This window comes from Streptomyces sp. NPDC045287 (assembly GCF_056432325.1).
On record NZ_JBWKJG010000002.1, the window covers coordinates 196,297 to 220,243 of the forward strand.

Consider the following 23,947-nt stretch of genomic DNA (forward strand, 5'->3'; position numbering starts at 1 on the left):
GCCCGCATCCTAGGGACCGGCGGACCGCGTCACCCCGGCGGGCGGCCCCGGCCCGGGCGGCCCCGGGCGGGGTGGGGCGGCCCGCGCCTACAGCGTCGCCGCCAGGCGCGTGCCCTGGTCGATCGCCCGCTTCGCGTCCAGCTCCGCCGCCACGTCCGCGCCGCCGATCAGATGGGCCCGGACGCCGGCCGCCGCCAGCTCGTCGTACAGGTTGCGGCACGGCTCCTGGCCGGTGCACAGGACCACCGTGTCGACCGGCAGCGTACGGGCCTCGCCGTCGACCGTGATGTGCAGGCCCTCGTCGTCGATGCGTTCGTACGCCGCCCCGGCGACCATCGCCACGCCGCGGTGCTTCAGCTCCGTCCGGTGGATCCACCCGGTCGTCTTGCCCAGGCCGGCGCCCACCTTGGTCGTCTTGCGCTGGAGCAGCGTCACCCGGCGCGGCGGCCTCGGCCGCTGTGGGGCGCGCAGCCCGCCCCGCTCGCCGTACGACGTGTCGACGCCCCACTGGCGGAAGTACGTCTCCGGGTCGAGGCTCGCGCCCTCGCCGCCGTCCGTGAGGTACGCGGCGACGTCGAAGCCGATGCCGCCCGCGCCCAGGATCGCCACCCGCTCACCGACCGGCGCGCCGCCGCGCAGCACGTCCAGGTAGCCGACGACGCTCGGGTGGTCGACGCCGTCGACGGCCGGGGTGCGCGGGGTGACGCCGGTGGCGACGACCACCTCGTCGTAGCCGTCCAGCATGCCGGCCGAGACGCGCGTGCCGAGCCGCACGTCCACGCCGCGCAGCTCCAGTTGCGTGCGGAAGTAGCGGAGCGTCTCGCCGAACTCCTCCTTGCCCGGCACCCGCTTCGCCACGTTCAGTTGGCCGCCGACCTCCTCGGCGGCGTCGTAGAGCGTGACCTCGTGGCCCCGCTCGGCCGCCGTCACCGCGCAGGCGAGGCCGGCCGGCCCGGCGCCGACCACGGCGATCCGCTTGCGCAGCCGCGTGGGGGAGAGGACCAGCTCCGTCTCGTGGCAGGCCCGCGGGTTGACCAGGCAGGACGTGATCCTGCCGCTGAAGGTGTGGTCCAGGCACGCCTGGTTGCAGCCGATGCAGGTGTTGATGGTCTCCGGACGGCCCCCGCGCGCCTTCGCCACGAAGTCCGGGTCGGCGAGGAACGGCCGGGCCAGCGACACCATGTCGGCGCGGCCGTCCGCCAGGACCTCCTCGGCGACCTCGGGGGTGTTGACGCGGTTGCCGGTGACCAGCGGCACCGACACGGCGCCCATCAGCCGCTTCGTGACCCAGGTGTACGCGGCGCGGGGCACGGAGGTGGCGATGGTCGGGATCCGGGCCTCGTGCCAGCCGATGCCGGTGTTGATGATCGTCGCGCCGGCCGCCTCGATCTCCTTCGCCAGCGCGACCACCTCCTCCAGCGACGAGCCGCCGGGCACCAGGTCCAGCATGGAGAGCCGGTAGATCAGGATGAAGTCCTCCCCGACCCGCTCGCGGGTGCGGCGGACGATCTCCAGCGGGAAGCGCGTCCGGTTCTCGTACGAGCCGCCCCACCGGTCGTCGCGGTGGTTGGTCGCGGCGGCGATGAACTCGTTGATCAGGTAGCCCTCGGAGCCCATGATCTCGACGCCGTCGTACCCGGCGGACTTCGCCAGCTCCGCCGTCCGCACGTAGTCCTCGACCGTCTGCTCGACCTCGGCGTCCGTCAGGGCGTGCGGGACGAACGGGCTGATCGGCGCCTGGACGGCACTCGGCGCGACCAGCCGGGGATGGTAGGCGTAGCGGCCGAAGTGGAGGATCTGCAGGGCGATCCGCCCGCCCGCCGCGTGCACCGCGTCCGTCACGACGCGGTGCTGCCCCGCCTCCTTCGCGGTGGTGAGCTTGGCGCCGCCGTCGTACGGCCGCCCCGCCTCGTTCGGGGCGATGCCGCCCGTCACGATGAGGGCCGCCCCGCCCCGGGCGCGGGCCGCGTAGAAGGCGGCCATCCGCTCGAAGCCGTTCTCCGCCTCCTCCAGGCCGACGTGCATGGAGCCCATCAGCACCCGGTTGGGCAGGGTGGTGAAGCCCAGGTCGAGCGGGCTCAGCAGGTGCGGGTACGGGGACGGGCTCGGGGTCGGGGTCATGAGGGGCGCCTCCTCGCGCGCGGTGTCATCGCCCCTGTTCTAGACGACCGCGCCCTCCTTGTGCAACAAGTTGCATAACCAGGGGGGCGTGAGCTGCGGCACCCCCGCCCCGCGGCCGGTCACCCCCGCCGGACGGACCGCGCCCCCCACGCGTCCAGCTCCTCCGGCGTGCACGGCACCGGCTCGTCGGCGCCCATCAGCCCCCGCGCCCGCAGCAGCCGCGCCACCGCCATCGCCCACGGCCGCCGCAGCCGCGCCGCGTCCAGCAGCTCCGCGTCCCCCAGCAGCTCCTCCACCGGCCCCGCGCGCAGCCCGCCCGGCGTGAGCACCGCCGCGTCGTCCGCCCACCGCAGCGCCAGGTCCACGTCGTGCGTGGCCATCACCACCGTCGTCCCCGCCCCCCGCAACCCGTCCAGCACCGCCAGCAGCCGCTCCTGCCCGTGCGGGTCGAGCCCCGCCGTCGGCTCGTCCAGGATCAGCACCCGGGGCCGCATCGCCACGGCGCCCGCGATGGCCGCCCGCTTCCGCTGCCCGTACGACAGCAGGTGCGTCGGCCGGTCCTCCAGGGCCGTGATGTCCAGCGCCTCCAGCGCCGCCCGCACCCGGGCCCGCACCTCGTCCTCCGGCAGCCCCAGGTTCATCGGCCCGAACGACACGTCCTGCCCCACCGACGCCGCGAACAACTGGTCGTCCGGGTCCTGCACCACCAGTTGCACCGTCGTGCGCAGCCTGGTGAGGCCCTTCCGGTCGTACGCCACGTCCTCACCGGCGACCCGCAGGCGCCCGCTTCGGCACCGCAGCCCGCCGCTGAGCAGCCGCAGCAGCGTCGTCTTGCCGCTTCCGTTGCGGCCCAGCACGGCCAGCGACCGCCCCTCCGGCACGGCGAAGTCGACCCCGGACAGCACGGCGGGACCGTCCTCGTAGGCGAACCCCGCCCCGACCAGCTCGACCACGGCGGATCCCGGCATCACAGCCACCTCTCCAGTACCAGGGTGAGGGCGACCACCGCCGCCAGCAGCGCCGCCGTCGCGGCGAGGAAACGCCGGTCCACCCGCGCGTCGGGCACCAGCACCCGCAGCGTGCCGTCGTAACCGCGCCCCGCGAGCCCCGTCTGCAACCGCGCCGCCCGGTCGAAGGCCCGCACGAACGCCGTCGCGGCCAGTCCCGCCACCGACCGCCACGCCGCCGCGCGGCCCGCCAGCCCGAGCCGCGCCGCCTGCGCCTGCCGGATCCGCGCCACCGCGTCCAGCAGCAGGAAGCCGATCCGGTACATCACCAGCGCGACGTCCACCACCGGCGCAGGCACCCCGGCCCGCACGAGCCGGGGCAGCACGTCCGACACGGGCGTGGTGAACGCGAACAGCAGCAGCCCCAGCGACGCCGCCGACGTGCGCAGCAACAACTGGCCGGCGTGCGCCGGGCCTCCCGGCGCCAGCGCCACGAACCCGGCCGGACCGCCGACCTGGAACAGCAGCGGCACGGCGCCCGTCACGCAGAACCCGAGCGGCAGCCGCCACGCCCGCCACAGCCGGCGCGGCGCCACCCCGGCCGGGCCCAGCAGCACCGCCACCGCCACCACCATGACCAAGGCCGCGCCCGGCCACGGCGGCAGGGACACCGCGCACCCCGTCAACCCGAAGCCCAGCACGGCCTTCTCGGCCGGATGGCGGCGGCGCCAGCGACTGCCGTGCGCCGCCACGTCGATGGGCAGCACCCGCGCTACTCCCCGGACGCCGCGGGCCCGTCGGCCCGGGCGCCGGACGCGGCACCGCCCCCGGCACCGGCGGAGGCACCGGCCCGGGCCCGCTCCGAGCCCTGCCGCCGGCCGCGCCGCAGCCCGAAGTAGTACGCCAGCACCCCCGCACCGAGCGCCGCCTGCAGGGAGAACAGCGCCGACTCGACCTCCCCGGACGGCGGTTCGTACAGCGGGGTGAACCACGGCTCGTAGTCCGGGGCGTTCTCCGTGATCGCCGTCTCCGCCTGCGCGTCGGCGCCCGCGAACGGCTCCTCCTCGCCCTCGCCGAGGCCCAGCGCCAGCGGCAGCACCGCCAGCGCCGCGACCACCAGCAGGATCAGGGCGTTGATCCTCGCGTCACGGCTCATCGGACCGTCGCCCCCTTCGCCGCGCCCGCCGCCGGGAGCACCCCGAGCCGCGCCAACTCGCCCTTGCTGGACTGCCGCAGCAGCCGCATCACCAGGACCGTCAACAGGCCCTCGCTGACCGCGAGCGGCACCTGTGTCACCGCGAAGATCCCCCCGAACTTCGCGAGCGCCCCCGCGAAGCCGCTGCCCGGGTCGGGGAACGCCAGCGCCAGCTGCACGCTCGTCACGCAGTACGTGGACAGGTCCGCGACGAACGCGCCGGAGAACACGGCCCCCATCAGCGGCACACCGGACCGGCGCAGCAGCCGGTACGTCCCGTACCCGGCCCACGGGCCGACGACCGCCATGGAGAAGGCGTTCGCGCCGAGCGTCGTGAGCCCGCCGTGCGCCAGCAGCAGCGCCTGGAACAGCAGGGTGATCGTGCCGAGCACCGCCATGACCGGCGGCCGGAACAGGATGGCGCCCAGCCCCGTACCGGTGGGGTGGGAGCAGCTGCCCGTCACGGACGGGATCTTCAACGCGGACAGGACGAACGTGAACGCCCCCGCCGCGCCGAGCAGCAGCGTCGAATCGGGGTTGGCCCTGACCTCCCGGGTCAGGGCCCGGACACCGTGGACGACGAACGGGGCGGCCGCCACCGTCCAGGCGACCGCGTGCTCCCGGGGCAGGAACCCCTCGGCTATGTGCATGTGGGAAGACCCTCTCCAGCACCTCGTGGATGGACAACGCGCCTTGGCCGGTCTCCTGGCTGACGGGTCGTACCGCCTCGGCTCCGCCTTCCCGGACGCCGCGGTCTCCCGCGGCGGTCCAGTGGCTTCCCCGCCTTCGCGGGGGGTGGAGCCGGACTTCCCGATCACAGTGGCGAGGGCCGCACCGGTTTCACACCGGTTTCCCGTACACCAAGGCCCTGCGACAGTAGTGCGTTGTCCTGCCCCCTCACAACCGCGTCCCGGTCACGCCTTGCGGTACTGGTACGCCTCCGAGGCCGCGGCCTCCACCGCTTCGAGTCCGCCGCCCGCCGCCGCGGTGACCACGGCCGCGACCGCGCCCTCCACGAGCGGCGCGTCCACCAGCCGCGTCCCCTCCGGCAGCTCGTCGCCCTCGGCGAGCAGCGCCTTCACCGTCAGGACGGCGCTGCCCAGGTCCACGAGCACCGCCACGCCGGCGCCCCGGTCCACCTCGTGCGCCGCCCGGGCGATCAGCTCCGCGTCGGTGCCGAGCCCGCCGTCCGGACCGCCGCCCGCCGCCGCCACCGGCACCCCGGCCGCCCCACCGGCCAGGCCGCGCGCCAACTCCACGACGGCCGCGGCGACCTGGGCGCTGTGCGAGACGAGGACGATCCCGACCGGCCCGCCCGCTTTCACCGTGCCCGCCCCGGTCACGCGGCCACCTCCTCGAGCGCCGCGAACAGCAGTGCCGCCGAGGTGGCACCCGGGTCCTGGTGACCGACCGACCGCTCCCCGAGGTAGCTGGCCCGCCCCTTGCGGGCGAGCATCGGCACGGTCGCCGCCGCGCCCTCGGCGGCGGCCCGCGCGGCCACCGCGAAGTCGCCGCCCCGCCCGAGCGCGTCGACACCGGGCTCCAGCGCGTCCAGCATCGTCTTGTCCCCGGCCGCCGCCCCGCCGAGCTGAGCCACCGCCGCGACGCCCGCGCCGAGCGCCTCGGCGAGGGCCTGCGGCGTCACCTCGGCGGCGTCGCCCAGCGCCTTGCCCGCGCGGCGCAGCAGCGTCCCGTACAGCGGGCCGGACGCCCCGCCGACCGTCGAGACCAGCCGCCGCCCCGCGACCAGCAGCACCGCGCCCGGCGTGGGCTGCGGCTCCGCCTCCAGCGCCGCCGTCACCGCCGCGAAGCCGCGCCGCATGTTCGCCCCGTGATCGGCGTCGCCGATCGTGGAGTCCAGGTCGGTGAGGCGGTCGGCCTCCCGGTCCACGGCCGCCGCGGCGGCGGCCATCCACCGCTGGAAGAACCCGGCGTCCAGCACGGCGCTCACCGCCCCCACCGCAGCGCCGGAGTCTGCACGGGCGCGTCCCACAGCCGCAGCAGCTCCTCGTCGGCCTGACACACCGTCACCGATGCGCCCGCCATGTCCAACGACGTCACGTAGTTCCCGATGAGCGTCCGCGCCACGGGCACCCCGCGCTCCCCGAGGACCCGGTGCACCTCGGCCCCGAAGCCGTACAGCTCCAGCAGCGGGGTTCCGCCCATCCCGTTGACCAGCAGTATCACCGGACCGGACGGGTCCAGGTCGTCGAGTACGGCGTCCACGGCGGCGTCGGCGATCTCCCGCGCCGTCATCATCGGCCGCCGCTCCCGCCCCGGCTCGCCGTGGATGCCGACGCCCCACTCCAGTTCGCCGGGCGGCAGGTCGAACGTGGGGCCGCCCTTCGCGGGCGTACCGCACGCGCTCAGCGCCACCGCGAAGCTCCGCGACGCGGCGTTCACCCGCCGGGCGACCGCCTCGACCCGCTCCAGCGGCGCGCCCTCGTCGGCCGCCGCCCCCGCGATCTTCTCCACGAACAGCGTCGCCCCGGTCCCGCGCCGCCCGGCCGTGTGCAGGCCGTCCGGCACGGCCACGTCGTCGTCGACGAGGACCTTGGCGACCTGGACGCCCTCGTCCTCGGCGAGTTCCGCCGCCATGTCGAAGTTCAGCACGTCACCGGTGTAGTTCTTCACGACGAACAGCACCCCCGCGCCGCTGTCCACCGCGGCCGCGGCCCGCACCATCTGGTCCGGGACGGGCGAGGTGAAGACCTCTCCCGGACAGGCCGCGGAGAGCATCCCGGGCCCCACGAACCCGGCGTGCAACGGCTCGTGCCCCGACCCGCCCCCCGAGACGAGCGCCACCTTCCCGGCCACGGGCGCGTCCCGCCGCACCACGATCCGGTTCTCGACGTCCACGGTGAGCTCCGGATGCGCGGCCGCGAACCCCCGCAGGGCGTCGGCGACCACGGTCTCGGGCACATTGATCAGCATTTTCAACGGTGCCTCCCGGCAAGGTTGTCTCGTAGGGGAGCGGGCGTGTCCTCACAGCCCGGGGGGTGCTCCGCGAGAGGCGGGTCCTGGCGGTCCACGGCCCTCGGGGGCGGGTCCCCGGCGGGGCTGGTCCGACTCTATGCCGAGTCGCCTGACATGGCATCAAGTAAAGGGGCGGGAGCGCCGGTCCGTTCGAAGCACCGCGTCGAGCGGGGGCGCACCGTACGAAGGGTCCTTCCGGTCACGGACCCGCCGGGCGGCCGCAAGGCGGCCGTCCGTCCCGCACGCCCTCCTCGGGGCGCGTGGAGGCGGGCACGCCTACGGGAGGTGAGCCCCCGGCGGCGCGACGGACCGGCCGCCGGAGCGGGGAGGCCCGGCAACGGCCGGGGGCGGCCGGGCGGTTCGGGCGCGGCGGGACGGACGCGGTGGCACCGGAGGACCGCCGCTCGGGGACGACCCGCGCGAAGGGCCGCGGTTCCGAGAGGACCGGGGCGCGGCGGGCCCCGGGGGGTTCCGGAGGGGCGCCGGGCGCCCCGGCCGACGGTTCCCCCGCGGGCGCGTCCGCGTGAAGGACGGCGGCACGGCCTCCGTGTGGACGGCCCGGTGTGCTCTCACGGTCACCCGCCACCGGCCGGGCCGGACAACCGACTCCCCGGAGCGCGCACGCGGGACTTCAGAGCGCGCACGCGGTGCCCCCGGAGCGCGTCGCGCGCCGCGGGGACACCGCCGCGCCGGGGTGAGGACGCAGAGCGCAGCGCGCACCGCCCCGTGCGGCCGGTCCCGGGCCCCGCGCGACCGGTCGCGGTCGGTCCCGGCGCGGGAGCGGAGGCCCACGCCGTCGGCGGGGGGAGCCAGGACCCCGGCCGCCGGATCCGGCCGGGCGGACCGCGCCCTCGACGCCGGTCGTACGCCTCCCGCCCCCGCCCTCCCCGCCGCTACCGGCGACCCGGCCGCCCCGCGCACCCTCCCCTCCTCCGGACCGGCCGTGCCCGCCCTCCGGGGGCTCCCGGCGCCCGCGCCGCGTCCTCGCCCCGCGCGGCCTTCCGGTGGCGTCGCGGTGGTGACACGGCGCCCCGCCCCCGGTGTCCCGCCACGTCCGGCGCCCCACCCCCGGCGTCCCGGCGCGCCCGCCACCACGGCGGCGGTGCCCGGCGGGCCCGGGGGCGGACGGCGGGGAGAGCCGAGGCCGGGCCTCCCCCCGCCGGGCACGGACCGCGCCCCCGCCGGGCCCGCGGGCCCGGGAGCCGTACGCCGGCCGGGTGGTGGCGCAGGGGGCGCGCCCGGGAGGCGAGCCGGGGGCCGCCGACGCACAGTGAGGGTATGACGGACCACGACAAGCCGGCAGCGGCGGCGGCGGTGCGGGGTCTCGATCCCGTGATCTCACTCGCCATGTGCGTGCAGGCGGGGCCCGGCGTGTACGCCCTGCTGCTGGGCGCGGGCATGTCGCGGGACGCCGGCGTGCCCACGGGATGGGAGATCGTCACGGACCTGGTGCGCCGGGCCGCCATCGCCCGGGGCGCGGACGTGCGGCTCGCCGTCACCGACCCCGAAGCCTGGTGGGCCCGCCACGGGGACGGCGGACCGCTCGGCTACTCCGCCCTGCTGGAGGCGCTCGGCGGCACCCCGGCCGCCCGGCACAAACTGCTGCGCGGCTACTTCGAGCCGGACGACGAGGACCGGCAGGAGGGGCTCAAACGGCCCGGGGTGGCGCACCACGCGGTGGCCCAACTGGTGGCGCGGGGCTGGGTGCGCGTGGTGCTGACCACCAACTTCGACCGGCTCACCGAGCAGGCGCTGGAAGCCGCGGGGGTGCAGCCGCAGGTCATCCACAGCCCCAACAGCCTCCCCGGGATGACACCGCTGGCGCACGCCCGGGCCACGGTCGTCAAACTGCACGGCGACCTGACCGACCTGGAGGCCCGCAACACCGAGCGCGAGCTGGAGGAGTACCCGGCCGCCTGGGCCGGCCTGGTGGACCAGGTGCTCGACGAGTACGGACTGATCGTCTGCGGCTGGTCGGCCCAGTGGGACCGCGCGCTGGTCGCCTGCCTCGAACGTCGCGCCACGCGCCGCTACCCCGTGTTCTGGGCCGTCCCGCACGGCCCCCGGGGCAAGGCCGCGGAGCTCGTCGCCCGCAACGAGGCCGTGGTGATCCAGGGCCTGACGGCCAGGGAGTTCTTCCCCGGCCTCCTGACCCGGGTCGAGGCCCTGGAACACCTGGCGGCGCCCGCGCCGACCCGGGAACTGTCCGTGGCGCGCCTCAAACGGGCCCTGCCCGACCCGGTCCGCCGCATCGAGCTGCACGAGCTGGTGGACGCCGAGGCGATGCGCGTCGTGGAACGCCTCGCGGACGGCCGCCGCTACCCGCCCGTCGAGCGGGCCGCGGGCCCGGAGGCGTACCGGGAGAGGCTGGAGCGGTACCAGAGCGACTGCGACACGCTGCTGCACCTGATGGCCGTCGGCACGTTCCACGACGAGGCCGGGACGCACGCGCGGGTGTGGGTGCGCGCGCTCCAGCGACTGCTGAACGTGCGCGGGGACGGCGGCGGCGAGCAGGGCGCCGCACTGCACCTGTACCCGGCCCTGCTCGCCCTGTCCGCCGCCGGCAGCGCCGCCGTCCTGGCGGGCCGCGACGACCTGCTCGGCCGGTTGCTGCTCGAACCGGTCCTCGCCCACCCCTCCGCGACCCACCCCGGTTCCCGCCGGACCTCCACCGACCCCAAGCCCGCCGTGCTGGCCCTGCGCACGGGGGACGTCCTCGGCGCCGGCGAACTCCTCAACGCCCTCCTGGACGAGCCGTACCCGCCGCCGCTCGCCCAGACGTCACACAGCACGTGGCTGCGCGAACGGCTGCGGGAGGTGCTCGCCGAACCGGCCGCCGGCAGCGACCGCGCGCTCTCCGACGCGTTCGACCACTACGAGTACCTCACCGCGCTCCTCCAGGTGGACCTCTCGGAACCCCCGATGACGCTGGGCGAGTTCACCCTTCCGGACCGCTGGGACGGCGAAGGGCGGCTCCGTGTCGCCGCGCGCGTGCAGGCCCGTTTCTCCGAGTCCTGGCCCATGCTCCGCAGCGGCGCGTTCGACGGCGAGATCCAGCGGGCCCACACGGCCGCGGCCGTCGTGGACGTCCTGTGCGTCCAGAGCTACATGGAGGTGGTGGGACGGGAGCCGTTCCGCTGACACGGCGGGCGCCCCCGCGGTCGGCTCCGGCGGCGGGGCGCGGGAGCCGACCGCGAAGGCACCCGCCGAGGCGGGGTGGTGTCGGGCGGCTACGATCGGGCGGCGGCCTCCTCGATGGCGTTGTGGAACAGGCAGAGCTTGGCGTCCTCGGCGAGGAAGTACTTGTCGACCTTGTAGGCGATGGTGGCGAAGTCGAGCCGGCCGTCGCCGTTGAAGTCGGCGATGGCGATCCTCGCGGCGCTGTCCGAGGACACCCGCCACTTGGTGAACACACCGGCGGCGATGTCCAGCGCCTTGTAGTAGAAGACGCCCTGCCAGGGGTACGGCCCGCGCAGCGCGACCAGGAACTCGTCGTCGCCGTCGTTGTCGAAGTCCGCACAGACGATCTGGTGGCTCGGGCCCTCGCCGAGTTCGTTGGGGTCGCCGAAGACGTCCAGGACGATCCGGCGCCAGGTCGCCTCGGCCACCGGTGTGCCGGGCCGTTCCTTGACGTACGCCGCCACGGTGTTGCCGTGGAAGGGCTCGGTGGCCACGACGTACGCGTGCGGGTCGTTCCCGATCCGTCCGGCGCCGACGTCGCCGCTGCCCTTGAACCCGGTCTGCTCGAACCGCTCCTGTTCGCCGGAGCCGACGCGCGTGGTGGTGAACCGGTGCTCGCGCTCGTCGTAGTGGAGCCAGGTCACGCCCTCCTCGGTGGCGAGCAGGATCGAGTCGAGGTGCCCGTGGCCGGGCAGCGGGTTCTTCTGGATCTCCACCCCGTGGATCATGCGGAAGTGGGTGCCGTCGATGACGTGCTTGTCCCAGGGCTGGCGGACGTCGCCGCCGGGGCTGAACAGCACGACCGGGACGAGGGCGTGGACGTGCCGGGCCCCCACGGTCGGCAGGGCCATCAGTTCGAGCTTGCGGGTCTGGGTGAAGTGGCCGAGGCGCAACCGGTGCATGGCGGTCTCACGGCCGATGAAGTGGCGCTTCCAGCGCGCTTCGTAGTCGGGTCCGCCGGTGTTCTCGATCCAGTCGATCTTCCCGCCCCGGGGGTCGGGGTCGTCGATGCGTCCGCCCGGGCCGTACAGCTCGTAGCAGACCACGACGTCGGGGTGGCCGTTGCCGGAGACGTCCCCCCAGTGGGCGCCGATCGGCATGTGGAAGCCGTCGGCGACCAGCCGCCGCTGCCAGTCGGGATTCCGGTACCAGTAGAGCTCGCCGAGGTACAGCCCGTGCCCGACCAGGTCGGGCCGGCCGTCGCCGTCGATGTCGGGGGCCTCCAGCCAGTAGCCCTCGTTGAGGTTGTCCTCCAGGACCTCGCGGGTGAACCGGGGGAGGCGGATGTTCAGGGAGGTGCTCGCGCCCATGGGAGGTGCCTTCCGGTGAGGGGTGCGGTCGGGTCGGGTCAGCCGAGGGCCCGGGCCAGGTAGGCGCGGGCGGTCCGGGCGTGGTGCAGCGGCGGGTGTCCGGCGTGCGGGTCCTGTTCGGCCTCCACCACCAGCCAGCCCCGGTAGGACTCGCCCGGGCGGAGGGCCTTGAGGACGGCGTCGAAGTCGACGCCGCCGTCGCTGTCGCCGGGCACGGTGAAGATGCCCGCCTCGATGTACTCGCGGAAGCTGCCGTCGGCCAGTGTGCGGTCCGCGTGGACGTCGCTGCGGACGTTCTTCAGGTGGACGTGCACGATGCGGTCGCGGTGGCGTTCGATGAGTCCCGTCAGGTCGGCCCCCGCCCAGGTGAGGTGGCCGGTGTCCAGCAGGAGGCCGACGTGGCGCGGGTCGGTGTGCCGCATGAGCCGGTCGACGTCCTGCTCGGTCTGGACGCCGGTGCCCATGTGGGGGTGGTAGGCCAGGGTGAAGCCCTGGCTCGCGGTGATCTCGCCGAGCTTGTCCAGCCCTTCGCACAGGTCGGCCCACTGCTTGTCGGTGAACTCCGGTTTGTTGCAGCGCAGGCTGAGCGCCTGGAGGTGGGCGGACCCGCCGAACTCGGCGACGCCGATGACGCTGGTCCGCACCGGGGGGTCCCCCTCGTTGAACCGCTTCAGGAACTCCAGCACCTTCAGCAGCTCGCGGGCGGTGCGCCCGGAGCCGTCGGGCACGGTGAAGTACGTGCTCACCCACGGTTCGCTCACGCTGAGGCCGCGCAGGTGCATCGCGGCGATCAACGCGTCGACGTCGGTGGTGAAGGTGTGGCCGATGCTGCACCCCTCGAAGCCGGCGAGCGCGATCTCGCTGAGGCACTGCTCCATGGGGATGTCGTTGCCGATGAGCGGGAAGTCGTCGTTGGTCCAGCAGGTGGGGGTGATGCCCAGGTGGATGCCCTCCGGGCGCGCAGTGGTCTGTACCGGCATGGTGGGCTCCAGGGGTCGGGGTCAGTGTCCGGGGTGGCCCTTGACGATGGCGTCGACCGCGTGCAGCGCCATGGCGACGCTGGTGAGGGTGGGGTTGGACGCGTTGCCGAAGGGGTGCAGGCCGTTGCCGCCGAGGTAGAGGTTGTCGACGTGCCACACCTTGGAGTACTCGTCGACGACGCTGTCCAGCGGGCTCCTGCCCATGCGGGTGGTGCCCGCGATGTGCAGGGGCAGGCCCGGGGTGAGGAAGACGGGCTCCGAGCCGGGCATGAAGCCGCCCAGCACGGCGGCGGTGCGCAGCATGTGCTCGTTCATGCGGTCCGTCTCCTTCCGTTCGGCCTCGTCGAGGCAGAAGCGGAAGGTGGGCTGCGGCATGTCGAAGGTGTCGCGGAGCCGGCGCGAGAAGGTGACCCTGTTCTCCGGGTGGGGCCGGGAGATGCCGAACCAGCGCAGGTCGACGATGAGCCGGGGGTCGACGTTGGGCGGTACGGCGCCGTAGGTGAAGGCGTCCCGGTGGATCTGGCAGTGCCAGGGGCGCCCGTCGGTCACCAGCAGGGCCAGGTTCGGGTCCCGTTCGGTGGGGGGGAAGGGCACCGGGTCGGCGGTCTTGTCGCCGGAGCGCAGCCGCTTCAACTGGGCGGCGCGGTACTGGGCGACCCGGTCGGCGGCGGCCCCGGCCGGACCGCCACCGCCACCGTCACCGTCGCCGGAGGCGGAGCGCAGGATCTCCTCGACGTGGTCCATGTGCTCCTGCTGCAGCACCACCTGGCAGAACGACATGGGCTGTTCGGTCAGGTAGCGGCCGAGCGCGGGCAGGGTGACGCCCGAGTTGAACAGCAGTTGCGGCGTCGGGACGGCGCCGCAGGCCACCACGTAGGTGTCGGCCCGCAGCCGCACCTCCTCGCGCACGTCGCGCAGGTTGCGCACCACGGCGTACCGGACCTGCTGCTCCTTGCCCGAACCGGTGATCTCCAGCCGGACGCACTGGTGCTCGGGCAGCAGCGTGAACGAGCCCCGCGGCGGTGTGTGGGCGGGGTCGGCCAGGTCGCCGAGGACGGTGTCGGCGGCCGACCACGTCACCGCCGAGGTCCGGGCGGAGTCGGCGCGGTCGCTGACCGCGAGGGGCAGTTCGGTGATGTCGGCGAACTCCTCCCCGGCCCGCTCCAGCACCTGCTTGACCAGCAGGTGTCGGGCGGAGGAGGCGAAGACGGAGGTGCTCCGGGCGAGCAGGGACTCCGCCGCGTCGTAGAGCCGGTCCATCTGCTTCTCGTCGATGGGGTAGTCCTGGCCGCCGTACCGCCGTTCCACCTCGGGGTGGAAGCGGGGCACCGCGCAGGTCCAGTGGGTGGCCATGCCGCCCACCGCGTACGTGGCCGCCGCCGCGGGCAGGTTGAGGTGCTTGCGCTGCTCCGGGTTCTGGTTGCGCATCGAGAAACCGGCGTACTTCTCCGGGTCGTAGGAGAACGCCGACGGGTCGAGCGTGAGCACCGGTTCCCTGTTGGTGGCGGTCGACAGGGGGAGCAGGTTGCCCTTGATGACGGAGACGAACAGGTCGATGTTCTTCTGGAACAGGTAGCTGTTCTTGAGGTGCTCGCCGTAGCGGCGGGACAGTTGGGCCCCGGCGTCGATCATCAGGACGCTCCTGCCCGCGTCCACCAGCCTGCGGGCGAAGGTGCATCCGACGGGGCCGCTGCCGATGACCAGTACGTCGGCCTCGCGGGGGGCGGGCGCGTCGATGTCGTTCATGGACGTCCTTTCGGCCTGGCCGCGTCAGCGACGCGGGCGGCTGCCGTGTGCGGCCGGTGCGGTGGCCCCGGATTCGGCGTGCGGGCCGTCGACGGCGGTGATGTCCGTCGTGCCGCTGAGCCACAGGGCGCTGTTGACGAGGCCGACCATGCTGAACGCCTGCGGCGTGTTGCCGAGGTGCCGGCCGGTGGCCGGGTCGTACTCCTCCGCGAGGAGCCCCACGTCGTTGCGCAGGCCGAGGAGCCGGTCGAACAGTTCCAGGGCCTCCTGCCGGCGGCCGGTGCCGTGCAGCGCGTCGACGAGCCAGAACGTGCAGACCAGGAAGGTGGCCTCGGAACCCGGCAGGCCGTCCACGCCGCCGTCCGCCTCCGGCCGGTAGCGCCGCAGGAAACCGTTCTCGCTCAGCTCCCGGCACACCGTGTCGACGGTGCCGCGGATCCGCGGGTCCCCCCAGGGCAGGAAGCCGACGCGCGGCAGGAGCAGGAGGGCGGCGTCCACCCCCTTCGACCCGTAGAACTGGGTGAAGGTGTTCCGCTCGGCGTCGAAGCCCCGCTCGCAGACCTCCTCGTGGACGCGGTCGCGCAGCGCCGCCCAGCGGTCCGCCGAGCCCCGGCACCCGTGGTGCAGCACCGAGCGCACCGCCCGGTCCAGGCCGGCCCACGCCATCACCTTCGAGTGCACGAAGTGGCGCGGTTCGCCGCGGACCTCCCACAGGCTGAGGTCGGGCTCCCGCCAGTTGCCCTCCAGGAAGTCCAGCAGGGCCCGCTGCATGTTCCAGGCCGTGTCGCTGGCGGCCATTCCGGCCTCGCGACCGACGTAGAGGGATTCGAGGACCTCTCCCCACACGTCCAGTTGGAACTGGCGGGTGGCGGCGTTGCCGACCCGGACGGGGAGCGAGCCCTCGTACCCGGAGAGCCAGTCCAGCTCGTACTCGGGCAGTCGCCAGGTACCGTCGAGGCCGTACATGATCTGCAGGTCGGCGGGGTTGCCGGCGACCGCGCGCAGCAGCCAGTCCCGCCACTGGGTCGCCTCCTCCAGGTAACCGGTGGCGATGAGCGCCTGGAGCGTGAACGTGGCGTCGCGCAGCCAGCAGTAGCGGTAGTCCCAGTTCCGCGGGCCGCCGAGCTGCTCGGGCAGCGAGGTGGTGGCGGCGGCGAGGATGCCCCCGGTGGGCTGGTACGTCAGCGCCTTGAGGGTGATCAGGGAGCGCCGTACCGCGTCGTCCCACCGGCCGCGGTAGCCGCACCGGCTCGTCCAACCCCGCCAGAACCGCTCGGTGGCCTCGATGGCCGGCAGCGCCTCGACCGGCGTGAGGGGGCTGACGAGGTGGGACGGCTTGTAGGTCAGGACGAAGGGCACCTGCTGGCCGGCCTCGACGGTGAACTCCGCCCGGGTGGTCATGTTCTCGCCGTACACCTCCACCGGGGTGTGCAGCCAGAACGCGTCCGGCCCGGCCACGGCCCGCAGTCCGTTGCCCGCGCGGTACACCCACGGGACGATCCGGCCGTAGTCGGGACGCAGCCGCAGGTCCATCCGCATGGCCACGCGCCCGCTGAGGCCCTCGACCAGGCGCACCACGTCGGCGGCTTCGCCGCGCAGCGGCATGCAGTCCACGACGCGCACGCCGCCGTCGGCGGTGTGCCACTCGGTCTCCAGGACCAGGGTGTCGTCCCGGTACCGGCGCCGTGTCGCGGGGCCGCCCCCCGCCGGGGCCAGCAGCCACCGGCCGGCGCCGTCGTCGTGCAGCAGCGCGGCGAAACACGCCGGGGAGTCGAACCTGGGCAGGCACAACCAGTCGATCGACCCGTCGCGTCCCACCAGCGCACCCGAGTGCAGGTCGCCGACGAAGGCGTAGTCCTCGATGGCACTGACCATTCCGACGCTCCCTCGCACCGGCCGGCGGCCCGCGCCTTCGACCACCGTGCGCGCTGCGCGCGGCGTCGGCGCGGCGGGTCACCACCGGGGCCCACGTGCCGCCGGTTCCCGACGTGTCCCGGCCCGGGGCCGGAACGGGCGCACGGAGGGCGAAACGGCACGTGAGCGGATGGTTGATGGATGTGTCGCCCAGGGACGCGTGCCGGGCGTACGCCGCGTACTCGCGGACGGGTGACGGCCCGGGCGCGTGCGTGGGCACCTCGTCCAGCGTGGCACAGAGCGGGCGCGGGCGCGATTCGTCACCGTCGCCACCGGCGGGTCGACCGGCCTCCGCCGCCGGTGGGCCCGCCGGGCCTTCGGCCGGGGGCCCGCGTGGGGGTCTCGCCGACGGGGGGGGGGACGGTCCCGGCCACCACGCCGCCGTGCCGGCCGCGTACCTCGCCGGGCGGCCGTGCGCACGGCCCCCGGGACGGCACGCCTAGCGGACCCCGCCGCTCCCCGCCGCCGGTACCGGCCGCCGGAGCAGGTAGACGCCCGCGGCCGACACCAGGAGGGCCATGCACGCGATGAAGACCAGCCCGGCGCCCTCCAGGCCGATCGGCCCGGCCAGCAGCCCCACACCGATGACCGGTACCGAGATGCCCACGTAGGCCACCACGAACAGCGCCGAGATCACGGCCGCCCGCCGGTCCGCCCCGGTCACCTCGACGATCGCGGACACCGCCCCGCGGAACGCCAGCCCCTGCCCGCCCCCGCCGACGACCGCGCTCAGCACCACCAGCGGCAACAGATCCCACCACAACGCGCCCGCCAGCAGCACCAGCCCGGCGAGGAGCGCGGCGCAGCCCAGGGGCAGCGACCGGCCCACGCCGACCCGGCCGACGGCCAGTTGCCCGGCGGTCGAGGCGAAGAAGGCCAGCGCGACGACCAGTCCGCTCACCGCGCGGTTGTGCACGCCCAGGGACTGGGCGAGGAAGGACGGGCTGACCGACGTGAACACCCCGAACAGGGCGAACCCCACGAAGGAGGCGGCCGCCGCGGGCCCGAAGACCGCCCGCACCCGCGGGGGCAGGCCGGGCCGCTGCGGCCGTACGGTGCTCAGCGGCCGCCGCTCCCGCACGGTCTCCGGGAGCCACAGCAGGACGGCGGCCGAGCAGGCCACCAGGGCGAGGTGAACGGCGAACGGCAGGTACAGCGGCCAGTCGGCGTACTGCGCGAGCACCCCGGCGAGCAGCGGACCGCAGCCCAGCCCGCCCATGTTCGCGGCGGTCGCCACGAACGTGGCCCGCGCGGCGCCGCCGCGCGGTGCCGTCTCCATCACGTACGCCGTGGCGGCCCCGGTGAACAGGCCGGCGGACAGCCCCGACAGCAGCCGCCCCGCGTACAGCCAGCCCAGCGCGGTGGCGAAGAGGAAGCAGAGGGCGCTCGCGGTCGCGAACCCCAGGCCCCACGCGAGCACCGGACGCCTGCCCACGGCGTCCGAGGCGTTGCCCGCCAGCAGCAGCACTCCGATGACTCCGACGGCGTAGACGGCGTACACGACGGTGATCGTGAGGTCGGAGAAGTCGAACTTCTGCTGGTAGAGGCCGTAGAGGGGGGTCGGCAGCGTCGTGCCGGCCATGCAGACGGCGAACACCGCCCCGCTGAGCAGGCACCGCCGCCAGCTCCAAAGACCACCGTCCATACCGCCGACGGTAATCGCGCCCCGCGCCCCCCGCAGCCCGGCGCGTGGCCGCATCCGGGCCCGGGCCCGGGGCGGCGCGTCAGGCGGCGAGCCCGCCGGAGGCGGCCTTGATCAGACCGTTCAGCCAGGCCTGGTGGCCGTTGAGCATGGGGTCGGGGACCTGCCGGGCCAGTTCGGCGGCGGGCCGGCCGCTCTGCGTCTCCTGGGTGAGGACGCGGACCCGGCCGCCGGGCAGGTCCTCGACCAGCCAGGCGTGCAGCACGTCGAGCCGCTCCTCGGGCGCGCCCTCCTGGTGGGCCGTCCAGGACAGGCGGCCCGGGACCCCCTCGGCCGGGGCCTGGAACTCGACGACGCGGGCGTGCTGGGTGCGCACGGACGGGAAGCCGACGGGCTCGAAGGTGAAGGCGACGCCGTCCTCCAGCACGGGGCCTCCGCCCTCCGGGAAGGCGATGCCGGCGATGTTGCCGTAGTACGACTCCCAGGTGGAGGTGTCGGTCAGGTAGTGCCAGACCCGGGCGGCGCTGACGCCCCGGACGATCACTTCGTTGGAGACGAAGTGGTCACCGGTGCCGGGCAGGCGGTCCTCGGGCCAGTTGATCGCGTTCTGCGTGGTCATGGGGGTGGGGTGTCCTTCCGTGAGCTGCCCCGGGCGGGGCGGTGTCTCGACGGCAGGCGCGGTTGCCATCGGAACATCCGTACCCGTACCGGGAGTGTCGTATCGGGCGTTGCCCCCCGAAGGTCGTCCTTCGGGGCTCCCCGCTGCCGCCGGCCGCCCCTCCCCGGCACGGTCACCCGCGCCGGGAAGATTTCGGAATTTCTTCTGAAACGATCTTCAGAGCGGTTCGTCCGGCGCGTCATGAGGGGTGTACGGCCCCGCGCACGAGCGGCGCGGGGTGCATAGGGATCGAAGGAGTACGGATGGCCATCAGGGCTGAACGGCCCCTCGACGACGAGGGCGACAGCCGGGGGCAGGACAACGAGCGGGAACGGCACCGAACGACGGAGCCCCCCGCGTGCGGCCACGGGGAGGCGCTGGGGTTAGAAGCCGCCGCCGCATGGGAGGAGGCGCTGGAGTACCACCCGCTCCTGGTCAACCGCCTCACCGCGTGGGAGGCGCGCCCCCACGCCGAGGACATCGCCCAACAGACCATGATCAAGGTGTGGTTGCACCTCACCGACGGGAACGCGCGGCCCCTCGCCTCCGTGCGCGCCTGGATGACCACGGTCGCGCTGAACCTCCGCCGGGACCACCGGCGCAGGCTGGCGCGACTGACCGAGGTGCTGGTCGAGGACCACGAGTCGACCGCGTACGAGGACGGGGCCGAAGCGCCCGACGGCATGCGGGAACTGCACCGGAGGGCGGCGGAGATGGCACGGGACCTACACGGCCTGGTGACGCCCTGGGAAGCCCGGGTCGTCATCCTGCACAAGGCGTACGCCCTGCCGGCCAAGGACGTGGCGGAGCTGCTGGGCACGACCACGGCATCGGTCCGAACGGCGACCCACGCGGCGCTGCGGAAGCTCCGCGCACCGGACAAGCGCCGTCAGGTGCTCTACCGGTTCGGACTGACCGACTGACGCCCGGTCGGCCTGCTTCGCGGGCCCGTGGGCCGTGTGCGTCGTCCGCACGGTTCACGGGTCCGAGTGGGAAGCCGATCGGGCGCCCAGTGCAAAACCAGAGAAGAAAACGCCGAACCAGAGAAGAAAACACCGAGAAAAGTCCGCCATTCATCGCGAAAAACTCAATGAAGAACCCTGGAAGAGGAATCTTTCGGTGGTTCCCCGCAGCCTCGGACGGAGTGCGGGGAGCTGTAGCGGACAAGGAGAGAGGGAATCCGTTGTTCGACACCAACGACAAGATCCGGGCTTTCGTAGCCCTCATCCACGCGTGGAGGGGCGTCACCTACCGGGCGTGCGACCAGTTACTGACCAGGATCCTGCCTTTGCTGCCCTTTTACGGGAACAGCGGGCGGAAGGACCGGGAGACGGGTGTGCGGCGCGTCGAAGCCATTCCCATTCGCGGTGTCGACGCGCCTGGCGCGCGAAAGGCGGTGGCCCGCCCGGGAACTGCTCGACTCCGCCGCGTCGCAGGCGGACACAGGGTCCGCGGGCTAGTGGCGCGTCGTAACGCGGCGCGCTCGTTAGGGGCGTTCCGCAGCTGAGGCTGCGTGACGTAGGTCACCGAGCCGGGTCCCGACATTTCGGGGCCCGGCTCAGTCATATCCCGTGAGGCCTCACCACGGGCTCCTCCGTACCGCTCGGAAGGGAAAAGGCGAGCGGGAAGGAGGGGCGGCGCCGACGAGAGAGGGATCGTTCCATGACCAGCTTGCCGCAACCGACCGGAGACGACCGGAGCAAGGGGCCCGACGCCCGTCTCGCCGCCGCCCGGAGGGAACTGGGCCGCCGCAAGGCGGAAGTCCGCGCGGCCCGGCGCCGCGTTCGCCGTCTGCGCCGCGCCCGGCTGCGGCGCCGGCCCGCCGCCCTGGCGGTCGCCGCCGGCCGCGCCGGCCTGGCCGCGCTCGGCACGGCCGCGTTCGTCGCCGGCCTCGTGATGCTCGTCCGGGGCGACTCGCAGGCCGCCGACATGCTGAGCGCCGCAGCCGCGTTCTGGGCGCTGGCGGTGATGCTCCGCCGCACCGGCCGGTAGGCGCCCCGGCCCCTCCCCGGCGGCCGGTGCCGCGGCGGCGGGACGGCGGGGCCCGGGCGGCCCCCGCGGTCCGGTACCGCCGCGACGGCCCCGGCGGCGGTCGAGCGGGCGGCGAACCAACCGGTCACCCGCGGGGCGTTCAAGCCCTTCGGCGAGGTGCGCGGCCCCCGGCCGGCCCGGGTCGATCCCCCGCGACCCGGCCGGGCCCCCGGGGGCCGGGGCTAGTAGTTCCGCCACTCGTGGCGGGTGTACTCCAGGACCGCCGGGTCCATGAGGGTGCTGGCGCGGACGTCCTGGGGGCGGCGGTCCACGGGGAAGACCGTGGCGGCCTTCAGGACCGCGTCGTCGAGGAAGCGGAGGCGCGGCGCGTCGGCGGCGAGGCGCGGGACCGGGGGCGGGCCGCCGGCGCCGGGGGAGGCGAGGACGAAGCCCCAGTTGCCGAAGCTCGGGACGTCCACCTGGTAGGCCGTCGTCGCGTACCCGGCCTCCCGCACCGTCTCGGCGATCGACCAGTACGACTTGGGCGCGAAGAACGGGGACCCGGCCTGCACCACGACCCGGCTGTCGGGCTTCAGGACGTGGGCGAGGAGGTGGTAGAACTCGACGCTGTACAGCTTGGCCAGCGCGGCCGTGTCCGGGTCGGGGAAGTCGACGACGACCGCGTCGTAGCGGTGCCGCGCGTCCCGCAGCCAGGTGAACGCGTCCGCGTGGACGACCGTCACGCGCGGGTCGGCCAGGGCGCCCCCGTTGAGGTCGACGAGCGGGCCGAACGTCCGGGCCAGCCGGGTCATCGCCGGGTCCAGGTCGACGAGCGTGACCTCCTCGACGTCGTCGTAGCGCAGCGCCTCCCGCAGCGCCAGCGCGTCACCGCCGCCCAGGACCAGCACCGACGCCCGCTTCCCCGCCAGGGCGGGGTGGACCAGCGACTCGTGGTACCGGTACTCGTCGACCGAGGAGAACTGCAGGTCCCCGTTGAGGAACAGCCGCGTGTCGGGCGCCCCGGTGAACGCGGTGGAACGGGTGACGACGATGTCCTGGTACGGGGTGGTCTCGGCGTGGACGATCGGGTCCCGGTACAGCTGCTGCCGCGCCGTCACCTCGATCTCGTCGGCCAGGACGTAGACCGTGCCCAGCACCGCCAGGACGGCGGCCACGCCCCCCAGCAGGCACGTGCGGACGACCCTCCGGGTCTCGCGGCGGAAGATCCACAGGACGACGCCGCCCCCGGCGACGGCGTTGACCGCACCCACCACCAGCGCGCCCTTCAACTGCCCGAAGGCGGGCAGGAGCAGCAGCGGGAAGCACAGGCCGCCGATGAGCGCGCCGACGTAGTCCGCGGCGAACATGTCCGCGACGGCGCTGCCCGCCTCCTGCCGCCTGATCCGCTGGAGCATCGTCATCAGCAGGGGGATCTCGGCGCCGATCAGCAGCCCCACGACGAACGAGGCGACCACCATGGCGGGCGTGTAGATCCGCAGCCAGGAGAACGCCACGTACAGCAGGAGCACCGACAACCCGCCGACGAGCCCCAGCACCAGCTCCACCAGGGCGAACGCGCCGACCGCCCGCCGCTGGAGCGGTTTGGCGGCGAGGGAGCCGACGCCCATCGCGAAGACCATGACGGAGATGACCACGGAGGTCTGCATCACGGAGTTGCCGATGAGGTAGCTGCCCAGCGCGGTCAGCGCGAGTTCGTAGACCAGGCCGCAGGCGGCACAGACGAACACCGCGAGGAGGAGCAGCACCCGGGTCCCCCGCGGGTGGCGCGGGCGTGCCGGAGCGGTGGCGGGCGGGGCGGTGTCCGGGGTGGTGGTGGTGCTCATGGCGGGGAGCTCAGGAGACCGCGGCGCCGACCATGAAGGCCGTGCCGACGTACATGGCCGCCTGGACCCAGGCGGCGGGATGGGCCTGGGTGCCGTTGTCGTCGAGTACCGCGGCGCCGAGCCTGCCGGGCGTGAGCAGTCCGACGACGAGCGAGATCAGCGTCATCACGACGACGCCGGCGAGCCCGTACAGCAGGGTGCTGAACAGTCCGTAGCCGAGGCCGAGCTCCGACTCGCTGGCGCGGATGGACGCCTCGATGACCAGCCCGACGGCGACCGTCTGGCCGGCGAGGAGCACCGCGGCGCCCCGGTTGCGCTCGGTCCACACGACGTGGAACAGCTTTCCGGGGGTCACCAGGTCGAGCGCGACGAAGCCGACCACCATCACGACGAAACCGACCAGGCCGTAGAGGACGGCGGTGCCGGCCGACTCGAAGATCTCTGCCACGGGGATGCCTTTCGGGGACGTCGTCGGGGAATCGCGGGTGCGGTGGGCGCGGGGCGCCCGGTCACTTGCCGGAGCCGGGGCCGCCGCCGCGGAAGCCCGCGCTGTCCGGGTCCGGCCACTTCGTCCGGAGGTGCGGCTTCCATCGACGGTACCCCGTACGGTAGTCCGCGATCTCGATGCGGCTGCCCGTCCGGTGCGGGCTGATGGCGACGATGTCGTCGCGGTAGCGCAGGAAGACCCTGCCGTCGGAGTCGAGCCGGTCCGTGGCCGTGGAGTGGCCGTGGATCTCGTCGGCGACCTTCGACGGCGCGTCCCGGTCGTCGACGTGGCCGCCGGCGCCGGTCGTGTACTGCCTGCTGATCCAGGCGGACGGCACGGGGTTGCCGTCGTCGTCCGGTTCGTCGGCGCAGCCGGCGAGGACGACCGCGGCGAGCAGCAGCGCGGTGGTGCGTCGGGCGGTCTTCATCGGGCCTCCAGCCGGGTGTGGGTCGCCACGATCCGGCGGCTTCTCGGGTACGTGTGCCAGGTGCGCCAGGTCAGCCCCGTGCCGTCCCGCTCGACGGTCAGCGCGGTGACGGCGTCGACGGAGCCGGGGAAGATGCCGTAGAGGGACCTCGGGTGGGCGTCCGCCAGGTCGCGTATCCGCGCCACCTCGGCGCCGAACCCGGAGGCGGGGTGTTCGTCCACGCGGGCGCCGAAGGAGTAGCGCCAGCCGTCGAAGTCGTGCGCCGCGGTGTCCGGCAGGCCGCCCCGGGCGCCGGGCAGGCAGGCGACGGTCTCGCGGACCGGTCCCGCGCACACCTGGTGGGAGGCGCCGAGCAGCCGGAGCTGCACGGCGAGTCCACCGACCGTCAGGTCGCGCACGGCCAGGGCGTCGCGGACGGGGTGGCCCAGGGCGAAGGACAACTGGTCGGCATCGGTGTCCAGATACGGTGCCTCCAGGGTTATGCCGTTCACTGATCCCCCGGGGGCCGTACCTGCGTGTGAGCGCCGCCGAGTATGGCACAGGACGCGA

Annotated in this window: 21 protein-coding genes and 1 riboswitch; of the genes, 3 read left to right on the forward strand and 18 right to left on the reverse strand. The window is 74.3% G+C overall.

The window, feature by feature from the left end; genetic code table 11:
• Positions 1 to 87: 87 nt before the first annotated feature.
• The 8 genes from AC07D6_RS04145 to dhaK form a co-directional block, all read right to left on the reverse strand.
• A complete protein-coding gene (locus AC07D6_RS04145; protein WP_479041802.1) occupies positions 88 to 2,121 on the reverse strand; it encodes an oxidoreductase in 2,034 nt (677 codons plus the stop codon).
• Between the two features lie 119 nt (positions 2,122 to 2,240).
• Positions 2,241 to 3,089 carry an energy-coupling factor ABC transporter ATP-binding protein gene (locus tag AC07D6_RS04150; protein WP_479041804.1) on the reverse strand — a complete coding sequence of 283 codons (849 nt, stop codon included), beginning with the start codon at positions 3,087 to 3,089 and terminating at the stop codon, positions 2,241 to 2,243.
• Positions 3,089 to 3,835 carry a cobalt ECF transporter T component CbiQ gene (cbiQ, locus tag AC07D6_RS04155; protein ID WP_479041806.1) on the reverse strand — a complete coding sequence of 249 codons (747 nt, stop codon included), beginning with the start codon at positions 3,833 to 3,835 and terminating at the stop codon, positions 3,089 to 3,091. The genes AC07D6_RS04150 and cbiQ overlap by 1 nt, the downstream gene beginning before the upstream one ends.
• Positions 3,836 to 3,840: 5 nt before the next feature.
• Positions 3,841 to 4,224: an energy-coupling factor ABC transporter substrate-binding protein gene (locus AC07D6_RS04160; protein WP_479041807.1), complete on the reverse strand. Its 384-nt coding sequence runs from the start codon at positions 4,222 to 4,224 to the stop codon at positions 3,841 to 3,843.
• Entirely contained in the window at positions 4,221 to 4,913 is a 693-nt protein-coding gene (locus tag AC07D6_RS04165; protein ID WP_479041808.1) for an energy-coupling factor ABC transporter permease, read from the reverse strand. Before AC07D6_RS04165 ends, AC07D6_RS04160 begins: the two co-directional genes overlap by 4 nt.
• 28 nt (positions 4,914 to 4,941) lie before the next feature.
• Positions 4,942 to 5,143, reverse strand: a riboswitch (cobalamin riboswitch).
• A 34-nt stretch (positions 5,144 to 5,177) separates the two neighbouring features.
• Positions 5,178 to 5,606, reverse strand: coding sequence for a PTS sugar transporter subunit IIA domain-containing protein (locus AC07D6_RS04170; RefSeq protein ID WP_479041810.1), 429 nt, complete (start codon positions 5,604 to 5,606; stop codon positions 5,178 to 5,180).
• Positions 5,603 to 6,205, reverse strand: coding sequence for a dihydroxyacetone kinase subunit DhaL (gene dhaL, locus AC07D6_RS04175; RefSeq protein ID WP_479042331.1), 603 nt, complete (start codon positions 6,203 to 6,205; stop codon positions 5,603 to 5,605). Before dhaL ends, AC07D6_RS04170 begins: the two co-directional genes overlap by 4 nt.
• 5 nt (positions 6,206 to 6,210) lie before the next feature.
• Positions 6,211 to 7,203, reverse strand: coding sequence for a dihydroxyacetone kinase subunit DhaK (gene dhaK, locus AC07D6_RS04180; RefSeq protein WP_479041812.1), 993 nt, complete (start codon positions 7,201 to 7,203; stop codon positions 6,211 to 6,213).
• 1,314 nt (positions 7,204 to 8,517) lie between these two features.
• Between dhaK and AC07D6_RS04185 the strand changes: the two genes are divergently transcribed.
• Positions 8,518 to 10,380 (forward strand): SIR2 family protein, encoded by a 1,863-nt coding sequence (locus AC07D6_RS04185; protein ID WP_479041814.1) that lies wholly within the window; start codon positions 8,518 to 8,520, stop codon positions 10,378 to 10,380.
• Between the two features lie 89 nt (positions 10,381 to 10,469).
• Here AC07D6_RS04185 and AC07D6_RS04190 read toward each other — a convergent pair whose 3' ends face one another.
• From AC07D6_RS04190 to AC07D6_RS04215, 6 genes are all read right to left on the reverse strand, one after another.
• Complete coding sequence (locus AC07D6_RS04190) at positions 10,470 to 11,729, reverse strand: FG-GAP repeat domain-containing protein (RefSeq protein WP_479041816.1); 1,260 nt, start codon at positions 11,727 to 11,729, stop codon at positions 10,470 to 10,472.
• Between the two features lie 38 nt (positions 11,730 to 11,767).
• Entirely contained in the window at positions 11,768 to 12,709 is a 942-nt protein-coding gene (gene iolE / locus AC07D6_RS04195) for a myo-inosose-2 dehydratase (RefSeq protein WP_479041818.1), read from the reverse strand.
• A gap of 21 nt (positions 12,710 to 12,730) precedes the next feature.
• Positions 12,731 to 14,455, reverse strand: coding sequence for a GMC oxidoreductase (locus tag AC07D6_RS04200; protein WP_479041820.1), 1,725 nt, complete (start codon positions 14,453 to 14,455; stop codon positions 12,731 to 12,733).
• Positions 14,456 to 14,479: 24 nt separating this feature from the next.
• Positions 14,480 to 16,330 (reverse strand): glycoside hydrolase family 15 protein, encoded by a 1,851-nt coding sequence (locus tag AC07D6_RS04205; RefSeq protein WP_479041822.1) that lies wholly within the window; start codon positions 16,328 to 16,330, stop codon positions 14,480 to 14,482.
• Positions 16,331 to 16,808: 478 nt separating this feature from the next.
• Positions 16,809 to 18,014, reverse strand: coding sequence for an MFS transporter (locus AC07D6_RS04210; protein WP_479041824.1), 1,206 nt, complete (start codon positions 18,012 to 18,014; stop codon positions 16,809 to 16,811).
• 79 nt (positions 18,015 to 18,093) lie between these two features.
• Entirely contained in the window at positions 18,094 to 18,630 is a 537-nt protein-coding gene (locus tag AC07D6_RS04215) for an SRPBCC family protein (RefSeq protein ID WP_479041826.1), read from the reverse strand.
• Between the two features lie 302 nt (positions 18,631 to 18,932).
• Between AC07D6_RS04215 and AC07D6_RS04220 the strand changes: the two genes are divergently transcribed.
• A complete protein-coding gene (locus AC07D6_RS04220) occupies positions 18,933 to 19,592 on the forward strand; it encodes an RNA polymerase sigma factor (RefSeq protein WP_315878565.1) in 660 nt (219 codons plus the stop codon).
• Between the two features lie 739 nt (positions 19,593 to 20,331).
• Positions 20,332 to 20,661 (forward strand): hypothetical protein, encoded by a 330-nt coding sequence (locus tag AC07D6_RS04225; RefSeq protein WP_479041829.1) that lies wholly within the window; start codon positions 20,332 to 20,334, stop codon positions 20,659 to 20,661.
• Between the two features lie 221 nt (positions 20,662 to 20,882).
• Here AC07D6_RS04225 and AC07D6_RS04230 read toward each other — a convergent pair whose 3' ends face one another.
• The 4 genes from AC07D6_RS04230 to AC07D6_RS04245 all read right to left on the reverse strand — a co-directional run bounded on the left by AC07D6_RS04230 (position 20,883) and on the right by AC07D6_RS04245 (position 23,889).
• Complete coding sequence (locus AC07D6_RS04230; protein WP_479041831.1) at positions 20,883 to 22,484, reverse strand: polyamine aminopropyltransferase; 1,602 nt, start codon at positions 22,482 to 22,484, stop codon at positions 20,883 to 20,885.
• A gap of 10 nt (positions 22,485 to 22,494) precedes the next feature.
• Positions 22,495 to 22,932, reverse strand: a complete 438-nt coding sequence (locus AC07D6_RS04235; protein ID WP_315878571.1) for a DUF350 domain-containing protein — start codon at positions 22,930 to 22,932, stop codon at positions 22,495 to 22,497.
• A 61-nt stretch (positions 22,933 to 22,993) separates the two neighbouring features.
• Positions 22,994 to 23,398: a DUF4247 domain-containing protein gene (locus AC07D6_RS04240; RefSeq protein ID WP_315878572.1), complete on the reverse strand. Its 405-nt coding sequence runs from the start codon at positions 23,396 to 23,398 to the stop codon at positions 22,994 to 22,996.
• Complete coding sequence (locus tag AC07D6_RS04245; protein ID WP_479041833.1) at positions 23,395 to 23,889, reverse strand: DUF2617 family protein; 495 nt, start codon at positions 23,887 to 23,889, stop codon at positions 23,395 to 23,397. Before AC07D6_RS04245 ends, AC07D6_RS04240 begins: the two co-directional genes overlap by 4 nt.
• Positions 23,890 to 23,947: the final 58 nt, after the last annotated feature.

What these genes read in the sequence shown, in the direction of transcription:
- AC07D6_RS04190 (WP_479041816.1), bottom strand. Translation starts at nt 11,729, where the DNA reads ATGGGCGCGAGCACCTCCCTGAACATCCGCCTCCCCCGGTTCACCCGC.
- AC07D6_RS04210 (WP_479041824.1), bottom strand. Translation starts at nt 18,014, where the DNA reads ATGGACGGTGGTCTTTGGAGCTGGCGGCGGTGCCTGCTCAGCGGGGCG.
- AC07D6_RS04145 (WP_479041802.1), bottom strand. Translation starts at nt 2,121, where the DNA reads ATGACCCCGACCCCGAGCCCGTCCCCGTACCCGCACCTGCTGAGCCCG.
- AC07D6_RS04150 (WP_479041804.1), bottom strand. Translation starts at nt 3,089, where the DNA reads ATGCCGGGATCCGCCGTGGTCGAGCTGGTCGGGGCGGGGTTCGCCTAC.
- iolE (WP_479041818.1), bottom strand. Translation starts at nt 12,709, where the DNA reads ATGCCGGTACAGACCACTGCGCGCCCGGAGGGCATCCACCTGGGCATC.
- AC07D6_RS04200 (WP_479041820.1), bottom strand. Translation starts at nt 14,455, where the DNA reads ATGAACGACATCGACGCGCCCGCCCCCCGCGAGGCCGACGTACTGGTC.
- AC07D6_RS04240 (WP_315878572.1), bottom strand. Translation starts at nt 23,398, where the DNA reads ATGAAGACCGCCCGACGCACCACCGCGCTGCTGCTCGCCGCGGTCGTC.
- AC07D6_RS04225 (WP_479041829.1), top strand. Translation starts at nt 20,332, where the DNA reads ATGACCAGCTTGCCGCAACCGACCGGAGACGACCGGAGCAAGGGGCCC.
- AC07D6_RS04215 (WP_479041826.1), bottom strand. Translation starts at nt 18,630, where the DNA reads ATGACCACGCAGAACGCGATCAACTGGCCCGAGGACCGCCTGCCCGGC.
- AC07D6_RS04220 (WP_315878565.1), top strand. Translation starts at nt 18,933, where the DNA reads ATGGCCATCAGGGCTGAACGGCCCCTCGACGACGAGGGCGACAGCCGG.
- AC07D6_RS04165 (WP_479041808.1), bottom strand. Translation starts at nt 4,913, where the DNA reads ATGCACATAGCCGAGGGGTTCCTGCCCCGGGAGCACGCGGTCGCCTGG.
- AC07D6_RS04230 (WP_479041831.1), bottom strand. Translation starts at nt 22,484, where the DNA reads ATGAGCACCACCACCACCCCGGACACCGCCCCGCCCGCCACCGCTCCG.
- AC07D6_RS04185 (WP_479041814.1), top strand. Translation starts at nt 8,518, where the DNA reads ATGACGGACCACGACAAGCCGGCAGCGGCGGCGGCGGTGCGGGGTCTC.
- AC07D6_RS04160 (WP_479041807.1), bottom strand. Translation starts at nt 4,224, where the DNA reads ATGAGCCGTGACGCGAGGATCAACGCCCTGATCCTGCTGGTGGTCGCG.
- AC07D6_RS04205 (WP_479041822.1), bottom strand. Translation starts at nt 16,330, where the DNA reads ATGGTCAGTGCCATCGAGGACTACGCCTTCGTCGGCGACCTGCACTCG.